The sequence below is a fragment of the Geodermatophilus sp. SYSU D00710 genome (assembly GCF_054050195.1).
The window spans coordinates 1-9,874 of the sequence record NZ_JBJGYX010000098.1; the positions used below are offsets into that span (position 1 = coordinate 1).

Sequence of the window (9,874 nt, forward strand, 5' to 3'; positions counted from 1 at the left end):
GGGGGGGGGGGGGGGGGGGGGGGGGGGGGGGTGGGGGGGGGGGGGGGGGGGGGGGGGGGGGGGGGGGGGGGGGGGGGCGGGGGGGGGGGGCCCCCCGGGGGGGGGGGCGCCCGGGGCGCCCGCGGCGGACCGCTCGTCGTCGTCCAGGCCGACGACGAGCAGGGTGCTGCCGGCGATGCCCAGGGCGGCGACCGCCGCGATCGCGGCAGTACGCCGCCCCGGCCGCATCAGGCCTCGCCCGTCCCGGCCTCGACCGCCGGACGGCGACGGGTGCGGGCGACGGCGACGCCGCCGGCACCGGCGAGGAGCAGCAGGCCGGCGCCCGCGGCGACGGCCACGTTGCCGGAGCCGTTCTCGGGAGCCGGGGCGGTCACGCCGGTGTTCGACCGCAGCCCGGTGTTGACGACGGCCTGCGTGCTCGGCGCGGGCGTGGGCGCCGCGGTCGTCGGTGCGGCGGGCGGAGCCGCCACCGCCAGCTCGGCGAGCACGATCGAGTAGCCCGACGCCGTCGGCTGGCCGAGGACGAGGGCGTAGGGACCGGCGGCCAGGTCGGCGGGCAGGACGGCCCGCGCCGTGGTGCCGCTCGCCTCGACGGTGAGCGGCACGGGAGCTGCGGTGGGGTCGTCGGCGCTCGCCAGCTCGAGCTCGATGCCGTCGAGGGCGGTGAGGCCGAGGTCCCGCAGCGCCGAGTCCACGGTCAGGTCGAGGACGAGACCGGATCCGGCGCTCACCGCGACCGGGCACGGCGTCGGCGAGCTCAGGGCGCAGGGCACCTGGGCGAGCGCCAGGAGCTCGGGACGGAGGATCCTGCCGGTCGGGGCCGTGGCGCTGAAGCCCAGCTCGTACACGATCTCCGGGTCGACGGTGAACTCCGGGCCCAGGACGGCGGGGTCGGTGTCGACGGGGTCGATGCGCAGGACGGCCTCCGGCCCGTTCACCATGTCGTCCACGGGCAGGAGGATCGCGACGTCGTTGGTACCGGGGATCACGCTCGCGACCAGCGGGTCGGTCGCGCTCGGGTCCGTGGAGTAGACCTTGTCCGGGTCGGAGTCGGTGTCGGCGGCGGTGTCGGGGAACTCGATGCTGATCACCGCGTCGGTGGGGTCGAGGCCGTCGGCCAGGTCCACGGTCAGCGTGTCGCCGTACTGGACCTCGTAGGGCGTGGGAGCACCGGCGGGGCCGTTCTCGGTCGGGATGTTGAGCAGGGCCACCTCGGCCGGCTCGAGAGGGAGGACGACGTCGGGCGCCGCGGCCGCCGGGGACGCGATGCCGACGAAGAGCACGGCGCTGCCGATGCCGGCGAGGCCGAAGCGCTGCACGGTCCGGCGGCGCGTGGTGGAGGGGCTGGACATGGGACACCTTCCGGCGACCGCAGCGCCCGAGCGGCGCTGACCTCGGCGCAACGTACGGTGACCGTCCGATACGGCTGAGTCACGGACACGCTTGCTGGGAGCCGTGGGACCCCACGTGACCCATCCGTGACCGCGAGCCCCAGCGGCCCCCGGCCCACGGCTCACACGGCGTCGACGGGGACGCCGATGGGGTTCCGGTCGGGGAACAGCCCCGCGGCGACGAGCCCCCGGCGCACCGGCGCGAGCAGCTCGGCCAGCCGGTCACAGCCGGTGTCGCCGAGCGCGCGCCAGGGACCGAGGGCGAGCCGGTCGGTGTCGGCCTCGATCGCGGTGGTCATCGCCAGCCCCTCGGCGCTGAGCTCGGCACCGTCGAGCCAGCCGCGGCCGGTGAGCTGCCGCGCGGCGGCGTCCCAGGCGTCGTCGTCCCAGCCGCGGGCGCTCTGCAGCCACTCCCGGTCGACGCGGCCGGCCGCCGCCACCAGCACGTGCGCGGCGGCTCCGGACACCTCGCGCTGGAGCAGCGCGGCGTTGTGCCCGTCGCCGCGGTGCTCCCGCAGCGTGGTCACCGCCTGCCACAGCGCCAGGTGCGGCTCGGCGGGCACCGGCAGCCCGGCGTTGGCGGCGGCGAGCGGGCGGCCGGGCAGGTCGACCGCGTCGGCGGCTGCCCGGGCCAGCGTCGCGGCCTCGGCCGCCTCGGGCGAGTCCACCCACTCCCCCAGCACCCGGCGCACGGCGGCGTCCACGCCGGCCCGCCGCGCCTCGAGCGCCGCGTCGGGTGTCACCGCCGACCACACCTCCGGGACGCGGCGGGCGACGAAGGCCGGGGCGAAGTTGTAGAAGGTCGCCGTCACGACCTCGGGGCCCACCGGACCCAGCGGCGCGGCCCGCAGCGCGAAGTAGGTGGACCAGAAGCCGGTCAGGCCGGCCCCCCGGCCCGCCGACCGGACCTCGTCGGCGAAGTAGACGAGGGCGTGCAGCGGCTCGGCCAGCGCCCAGAGCCGCCGTGCGGTCCCGGCAGAGGTCATCGGTTCTCCGTCCGGTGGCTCGTCGGCCCCGTCCCGGGGCCCGCCCCGAGCGTGCGAGGGGTGGGGAGGACGGGGTCCTCCATCATGCCGAGACGCTCTCGGGCATCCCCAGCCACTCGCGCCAGCGCGGGTCGACGGTGCGCGCGCCCAGCAGCCGCCAGGCCGCGCCGCTCGGGGTGCGCGGCGGGTGCGGCAGCTTCCAGCCCAGCTCGGCCAGCGACCGGTCGGCCTTGGTGTGGTTGCACCGGCGGCAGGCGGCCACCACGTTGTCCCACGTGTGCGTGCCGCCCCGGCTGCGCGGCACCACGTGGTCGATGCTGGTCGCCGAGCTCCCGCAGTAGACGCAGGTCTGCCCGTCGCGGGTGAACACCGCCCGGCGGGACAGCGGCACCTGCGCCGGGTAGGGCACCCGCACGTACCGGGTGAGCCGGACGACGACGGGCACCGGCAGGCTCAGGCGCTCGGCGTGGACCACCTCGGCGGCGGCGTCGACCGGCTCCGCCTTCTCCGCCAGGACCAGCACGATCGCGCGCCGGCTGGACACCACGCACAGCGGCTCGTAGGTGGCGTTGAGCAGCAGCGTGGCCGACGTCGTGCCGGACGAGGGCACGGGCAGCCGGGGGACGGGGACGGGGTCGCGTCGCGGACCTGGGTGGCCCGCCGGCGACGACCCGGACGCGGAACGCGACACGGAGCACCTCCGACGCCCCGGACCGCCGTACCGGGGCGGCCCGCGGGCAGCACCATCCTGCCCTGACCTGGGGCCCCGGCGCTCGCGGGAGGTCGGGCCGCCCCGGAGCGGGCCCGTTACGGTCGGACGGGTGCGCTACCCCGACGCCGAGAGGCTCGACCTCGTCGAGGACCTGCACGGCCACCGCGTGGCCGACCCCTACCGCTGGCTGGAGGACCCGCAGGACCCCCGGACGCAGGCGTGGACGGTGGCCCAGGACGCGCTCGCCGCCGACGTCCTGGGCGCGCTGCCGCTGCGCCCGGCCTTCGCCGCCCGCCTCGAGCAGCTGGTGCACGCCGGCGCCGTCGGCGTCCCGGTGCACCGCGGCGGCCGGGCGTTCTCCACCCGGCGCGACCCCGGCCAGGAGCACGCCGTCCTGCGGGTCCGCGAGCCCGACGGCACCGTGCGGGTGCTGGTCGACCCGATGGCCCTGGACCCCTCCGGGACGACGACGCTCGACGCGTGGTCGCCGTCGTGGGAGGGCGACCGGCTGGCCTACCAGCTGTCCACCGGCGGCGACGAGGAGTCGCGGCTGTACGTCCTCGACGTCGCCACCGGCGAGCGGCTCGACGGCCCGGTCGACCGCTGCCGCTACTCCCCCGTCGCCTGGCTGCCCGGCGGCGACGAGCTCTTCTACGTCCGCCGCCTGGCGCCGGACCAGGTGCCCGCCGGCGAGGAGCAGTTCCACCGCCGGGTGTGGCGCCACCGCGTCGGCGCCGACCCCGACGGCGACGTCCTCGTGCACGGCGGCACCTTCGACCCGCCCGCCCTGGACCCCACCAACTACTACGGCGTGCGCACCAGCCCCGACGGCCGCTGGCTCGTCGTCTCCGCGTCGGCCGGCACCGCCCCGCGCGACGACGTCTGGGTGGCCGACCTCGGCGGGGACGGCGCGGTGCGCGAGCTCCAGGTCGGTGTCGACGCGCAGACCACCGCCTGGGTGGCCCGCGACGGCCGGCTGTGGCTGCTCAGCGACCGCGGCACGCCGCGCCGGCGGCTGGCGGTCGCCGACCCCGCCGACCCCGCGACCTGGGCGCCGGAGGCCTGGCGCGACGTCGTCCCGCAGGCCGACGACGGCGTGCTCGCCGACGTCGCGCTGGTCGACGGCGCCGACGGGTCGCTGCAGGTGCTCGCCGTCCACTCGGTCGACGCCACCGACCGGCTCTCGGTCTGGGCCGGCGACGGCTCGGGCCGCCTCGGCGAGGTGACCGGGCTCCCGCCGGGCAGCGTCTCCGGCGTGAGCGCGCCACCTGAGGGCGGCACCACCGCCTGGGTCGGCTACACCGACTTCTCGACCCCGCCGTCGGTGCTGCGCTGGGACGCCGCCGCCGCGGACACCCTCGCCCCGGACGAGCGCGCCCCGGTCGCCGGCGAGGTGCCGGAGGTGACCGTCGTCGAGACGCACGCGACCTCGGCCGACGGGACGCCGGTGCACCTGTTCGTCGTCTCGCGCACCGGCACGCCCGACACCCCGCGCCCGGCGGTCCTCTACGGCTACGGCGGGTTCAACGTGGCCCTCACCCCCGCCTACTCGGCCCAGGCGCTGGCCTGGGTGGCCGCCGGCGGGGTGTGGGCGGTGGCCAACCTGCGCGGCGGCTCCGAGCACGGCGAGGAGTGGCACCGCGCCGGCATGCGCGAGCGCAAGCAGAACGTCTTCGACGACTTCGCCGCCGCCGGCGAGCACCTCGTCGCGCAGGGGTGGACGACCCACCGGCAGCTGGCGGTGATGGGCGGCTCCAACGGCGGCCTGCTCGTGGGCGCCACGCTCACCCAGCGGCCCGACCTGGCCGCCGGCGTCGTCTGCAGCGCGCCGCTGCTGGACATGGTCCGCTACGAGCGCTTCGGCCTGGGCCGGACGTGGAACGACGAGTACGGCACCGCCGAGGACCCGGTGGAGCTGGGCTGGCTGCTCGGCTACTCGCCCTACCACGCGGTGCGCGAGGGCACCGCCTACCCGGCGGTGCTGTTCACGACCTTCGAGTCCGACACGCGGGTCGACCCGCTGCACGCCCGCAAGCTCGCCGCCGCGCTGCAGGCGGCGACCAGCGCCGACGCGCCGGTCGTGCTGCGCCGCGAGACGTCGGTGGGCCACGGCGCCCGGGCGGTCAGCCGCACGGTGGGCCTCGCCGCCGACCAGCTCGCCTTCCTCGCAGCCGCGACCGGCCCGGCGCCGGAGGGCGCGCCGGGTCCCGGAGGACCGATACCGACCTGACACCATGGAGGGTGATGACCGCTCCACCCTCCGTAGTCGCTGCCGACGGCCTGCTCGCGGCCGCCGTGCCCGACTGCGCCTCCGACCCGACCACCCTCTGCGCGAAGGTGTACGAACTCTCCGGCATGGGCTGGCTGGCCGGCAACGCCGACACGCTCATCGCCCGGCCGGCCAGGATCCTGCTGGTCCTGGTGCTCGCCGGGGTCGTGCGCTTCCTCGTGCACCGCGCGATCCGGCGGCTGACCGAGCGCACCGCGACCGGGTCGATGCCGACGATCCTGCGGCCGCTGCGCAACCGCGGCGGCTCCGGCGACGCCCTCGAGCAGGTCGCCGCCCGCCGTACGCAGCGGGCCGAGGCGATCGGCTCGGTGCTGCGCAGCTTCGCGTCGTTCGTGATCCTCGGCATCGCCGTCGTGCTGGTGCTCGGCGAGCTGGGCATCGACCTGGCCCCGATCGTGGCCAGCGCGGGCGTCGTCGGCGTGGCGCTCGGCTTCGGCGCGCAGAACCTGGTCAAGGACTTCATCGCCGGGATCGGCATCATCCTCGAGGACCAGTACGGCGTCGGCGACGTCGTCGACCTGGGCGAGGCCAGCGGGACCGTCGAGGCGGTGGGGCTGCGCATCACCCGGTTGCGTGACGTCAACGGCGTGGTCTGGTACGCCCGCAACGGCGAGATCCTGCGGGTCGGCAACAAGAGCCAGGGCTACGCGCAGGTCGTCATCGACATGCCGGTGGCGCACGACACCGACCTCGAGCGCTGCCGCACGGTGATGCAGGAGGTCGCCGACGCGATGTACGCCGAGGAGGAGTGGGCGGCGGTGCTGCTGGCCGAGCCCGAGTCCCTGGGCGTCGAGCAGATCCTCTCGGAGGGCGTCTTCATGCGGGTGCAGGTGCGCTCGACCAACGCCGACCAGTGGCGGGTCGGCCGGGAGCTGCGGATGCGGCTCAAGGAGCGCTTCGTCGCCGAGGGCATCCGGACGCCACCGCCCCTGCTCGGCGCGGCCTCGGCCGGCGCGGCCAGCGCGGCCGGCGTCCGATGAGCGGAGGGGGCACGGCCGGCGACGGGGGACGTCCGGCCTCCTCCGGGGTCGCGGAGGACCGGGCCTCCTTCCGTGCCGTGTTCGCGGTGCGCGAGTTCCGGCCGCTGTTCGGCACCTACACGCTCTCGACCGTCGGCGACGAGCTCGCCCGCGTCGCGCTGACCGTCGTCGTCTACCAGCGCACCGACTCACCGCTGCTGGCGGCGCTCACCTTCGCGCTGAGCTTCCTGCCCTGGGCGCTGGGCGGCCCGGTGCTCGCCACCCTCGCCGACCGGTTCCCGCGGCACCGGGTGCTCATCGCCAGCGACGTCGCCCGGGCCGGGCTGGTCGCGCTCATGGCGATCCCCGGCACCCCGCTGCCGGTGCTGCTGGTCCTGCTGTTCGCGGTCTCGCTGTGCGCCCCGCCGTTCGAGTCGGCCCGCTCGGCGCTCATGGCCGACGTCCTCGAGGGCGAGCGGTACGCGGTCGCGACCTCGCTGACCAACGTCAGCCTGCAGCTCGCCCAGGTGGTCGGCTTCGTCGCCGCCGGCGCGCTGGTCACCGCGCTGAGCCCGTCGGTGGTGCTGCTGCTGGACGCCGCGACCTTCGCCGTCTCCGCGCTGTGGCTGTGGCTCGGCCTGCAGCGGCGCCCGGCCCCGGTCGAGCCGGCCGGGGAGCCGTCGTCGGTGTGGCGGGACGCCGGCGAGGGGTTGCGGCTGATCGGCCGCAGCCCGCGGCTGGTGGCGATCATCGGCCTGCTGTGGACCGGCACGCTGTTCGCCAACGTCGCCGAGGGCATCGCCGCCCCGCTGACCGACGGCCTCGGCGAGGGCGCCGCCGCGCTGGGCGTGCTGCTGGCGGCCAACCCGCTGGGCGTGACCATCGGCGGCCTCGTCGTCGCCCGGCTGCTCGGCACCGCGCGCAGCGAGCGGCTCATGCCGGTGCTGGTCGTGCTGTCCCTCGCGCCGGTGCTGCTCGCCGGGCTGGTGGCGCTGTCGGCCGGACCCGGACGGGGCGCCTACGTGCTCGTGGTCGGCCTGCTGTTCGTCGCCGGCCTGGGCGCCTCGTGGACGATCCCGCTCAACGTCGCCTTCGTGCAGGCGGTGCCGCCCGCGGTGCGCGGCCGCGCGTTCGGCGTCGCCGTCAGCGGCCTCTACGGCGTGCAGGGCCTCGGTGCCCTCGGTGCGGGCCTGGCCGCCGAGCGGGTCCCGGCCGCCGCCGTCGTCGCCGTCGCGGGCGGCATCGGCCTGGTCGCCGTCGTCCCCCCGCTGCTCGCCCTGGCCCGCACCCGACCCGGCGTGGCGGGGCGGCACCCCACTGCGGGACCATCGGTGCCATGAGCGAGGCGAGCCGGTCCCTGCCCTCGGCGCGGACCTTCTACGAGGAGGTCGGCGGCGAGCCGGTCTTCCGGCGGCTGGTCGCCCGCTTCTACGAGGGTGTCCGCTCCGACCCGGTCCTCGCGCCGCTGTACCCCCAGGACGACTGGGACGGCGCCGAGACCCGGCTCCGCGGCTTCCTCGAGCAGTACTGGGGCGGCCCGACGACCTACTCCCAGCAGCGCGGCCACCCCCGCCTGCGCATGCGGCACGCGCCGTTCGCGATCGGCGCGGCCGAGCGCGACGCGTGGCTGCGGCACATGCGGGACGCCGTCGACTCCCTCGAGCTCACCGCCGAGCAGGACGCCACGCTGTGGGGCTACCTGACGATGGCCGCCCGCAGCATGCAGAACCGCTGGCCCGACGACGCGCCCGGCCTCCTGCGCCCGTAGCCGAAGGACCCCCTCGCCCCCCGCCACTCGCACGCTCGTGGCGGGCCCCTGCGAGGGGGCCGACACACACCCCTCGAGGAGCCCGGTGACCCCGGTGGACCCTGCCCTGCACCCGTTCCGACGCACCGACGCCGACTGGTGGCGCGACGCCGTCTTCTACCAGGTCTACATCCGCAGCTTCGCCGACGGCAGCGGCGACGGCGTCGGCGACCTCGCCGGCATCCGCTCGCACCTGCCCCACCTGGCCGAGCTCGGCGTCGACGCGCTGTGGATCACGCCGTTCTACCCCTCCCCGATGGCCGACCACGGCTACGACGTCGCCGACCCGCGCGACGTCGAGCCGGTCTTCGGCGACCTGGCCGCATTCGACGCGCTGCTGGCCGAGGCGCACGCGCTCGGCATCCGGGTGACCGTCGACCTGGTGCCCAACCACACCTCCGACCGGCACGCCTGGTTCCAGGCCGCGCTGGCCGCCGGCCCCGGCTCGCCCGAGCGGGCGCGCTACCTGTTCCGCGACGGTCGCGGGCCCGACAGCGCGCAGCCGCCGAACAACTGGCCCTCGGTGTTCGGCGGTCCGGCCTGGACGCGGGTGCCCGACGGCCAGTGGTACCTGCACCTCTTCGCGCCCGAGCAGCCCGACCTGGACTTCACCAACCCCGAGGTGGTCGCCGACCTCGAGACGACGATGCGGTTCTGGCTCGACCGCGGCGTCGACGGGTTCCGCATCGACGTCGGCCACGGCATGGCCAAGCCCGAGGGCCTGCCGGACATGCTGCCCATGGAGGACACCGGCCTGCTCGACGACCACGGGCCGGGCGACCACCGGTTCGACGACGAGGGCGTGCACGAGGTGCACCGGCGGATCCGCACCGTCCTCGACGAGTACCCCGGCACGATGGCCGTCGGTGAGATCTGGCTCAAGGACGACGACCGGCTCGCCCGCTACCTGCGCGCCGACGAGCTGCAGCTGGCGTTCAACTTCAAGCTGCTGACCGCCGACTGGGACGTCGACGACCTGCGCGACGCCGTCGTCCACTCGCTGGCCACCGTCGAGGCCACGCCGGCGCCGGCCTGCTGGGTGCTCTCCAACCACGACCGCCCGCGGCACGTGACCCGCTACGGCGGCGGCGGAACCGGCACCCGCCGCGCGCGGGCGGCGGCGCTGCTGCAGCTGGCGCTGCCCGGCGCGGCCTACGTCTACAACGGCGACGAGCTCGGCATGCCCGACGTCGACCTGCCCGACGAGGCGCTGCAGGACCCGATCTGGGAGCGCTCGGGCCACACCGAGCGCGGCCGCGACGCCTGCCGCATCCCGGTGCCGTGGTCGGGCACCGACCCGTCCTACGGCTTCTCCACCCGGCCGGACACCTGGCTGCCCATGCCGGAGGGCTGGGGCCCGATGACCGCCGAGGCGCAGGCCGCCGACCCCGCGTCGGTGCTCTCGCTCTACCGCGCGGCGCTGCACCTGCGGCGGACCTCGCCGGCGTTCACCGGGGAGTCCCTCGAGTGGCTGCCCGCGCCGGAGGGGTGCCTGGCGTTCCGCCGTCCCGGCGGGCTGGTGTGCCTGGTCAACGCCTCCGCGCGCCCGGTACCGCTGCCGGAGGGCGCGGTGCTCCTGGCCAGCGACGACGTCTCCGGCGGCGTCGTGCCCGCCGACACGGCGGTCTGGCTCCGCGGCTGACGGCCGGGGGGGGGGGGGCCGCCCGGGGGGGGGGGGGCGGCCCGCCGCGGGGCGGGGGGGGCTGGGTTCACCACACAGCGGGGCGCG

At 76.8% G+C, this 9,874-nt stretch carries 8 protein-coding genes; 5 read left to right on the plus strand and 3 right to left on the minus strand.

Annotated features, from left to right (window positions below):
* Positions 1–227: 227 nt before the first annotated feature.
* The 3 genes from ACI78U_RS24215 to ACI78U_RS24225 form a co-directional block, all read right to left on the minus strand.
* The gene (locus ACI78U_RS24215) at positions 228–1,352 is read right to left on the minus strand and encodes a hypothetical protein (protein WP_456877990.1); all 1,125 of its coding nucleotides are present in this window, start codon (positions 1,350–1,352) and stop codon (positions 228–230) included.
* Positions 1,353–1,513: 161 nt separating this feature from the next.
* Complete coding sequence (locus ACI78U_RS24220) at positions 1,514–2,377, minus strand: SCO6745 family protein (protein ID WP_456877991.1); 864 nt, start codon at positions 2,375–2,377, stop codon at positions 1,514–1,516.
* A gap of 82 nt (positions 2,378–2,459) precedes the next feature.
* Positions 2,460–2,987 carry an HNH endonuclease gene (locus ACI78U_RS24225; protein WP_456877993.1) on the minus strand — a complete coding sequence of 176 codons (528 nt, stop codon included), beginning with the start codon at positions 2,985–2,987 and terminating at the stop codon, positions 2,460–2,462.
* Between the two features lie 211 nt (positions 2,988–3,198).
* On the opposite strand from ACI78U_RS24225, the gene ACI78U_RS24230 reads away from it, so the two are divergent.
* From ACI78U_RS24230 to ACI78U_RS24250, 5 genes are all read left to right on the plus strand, one after another.
* Positions 3,199–5,319, plus strand: coding sequence for a prolyl oligopeptidase family serine peptidase (locus ACI78U_RS24230; protein ID WP_456877994.1), 2,121 nt, complete (start codon positions 3,199–3,201; stop codon positions 5,317–5,319).
* 14 nt (positions 5,320–5,333) lie between these two features.
* Positions 5,334–6,359 (plus strand): mechanosensitive ion channel family protein, encoded by a 1,026-nt coding sequence (locus ACI78U_RS24235; RefSeq protein WP_456877996.1) that lies wholly within the window; start codon positions 5,334–5,336, stop codon positions 6,357–6,359.
* A gap of 86 nt (positions 6,360–6,445) precedes the next feature.
* A complete protein-coding gene (locus ACI78U_RS24240; RefSeq protein WP_456877998.1) occupies positions 6,446–7,678 on the plus strand; it encodes an MFS transporter in 1,233 nt (410 codons plus the stop codon).
* Positions 7,675–8,106 carry a globin gene (locus ACI78U_RS24245; RefSeq protein ID WP_456878000.1) on the plus strand — a complete coding sequence of 144 codons (432 nt, stop codon included), beginning with the start codon at positions 7,675–7,677 and terminating at the stop codon, positions 8,104–8,106. Before ACI78U_RS24240 ends, ACI78U_RS24245 begins: the two co-directional genes overlap by 4 nt.
* Positions 8,107–8,191: 85 nt before the next feature.
* On the plus strand, positions 8,192–9,787 hold the full coding sequence (locus ACI78U_RS24250; RefSeq protein WP_456878002.1) for a glycoside hydrolase family 13 protein: 1,596 nt from the start codon (positions 8,192–8,194) through the stop codon (positions 9,785–9,787).
* Positions 9,788–9,874 lie beyond the last annotated feature (87 nt).

What these genes read in the sequence shown, in the direction of transcription:
- ACI78U_RS24245 (WP_456878000.1), top strand. Translation starts at nt 7,675, where the DNA reads ATGAGCGAGGCGAGCCGGTCCCTGCCCTCGGCGCGGACCTTCTACGAG.
- ACI78U_RS24215 (WP_456877990.1), bottom strand. Translation starts at nt 1,352, where the DNA reads ATGTCCAGCCCCTCCACCACGCGCCGCCGGACCGTGCAGCGCTTCGGC.
- ACI78U_RS24235 (WP_456877996.1), top strand. Translation starts at nt 5,334, where the DNA reads ATGACCGCTCCACCCTCCGTAGTCGCTGCCGACGGCCTGCTCGCGGCC.
- ACI78U_RS24220 (WP_456877991.1), bottom strand. Translation starts at nt 2,377, where the DNA reads ATGACCTCTGCCGGGACCGCACGGCGGCTCTGGGCGCTGGCCGAGCCG.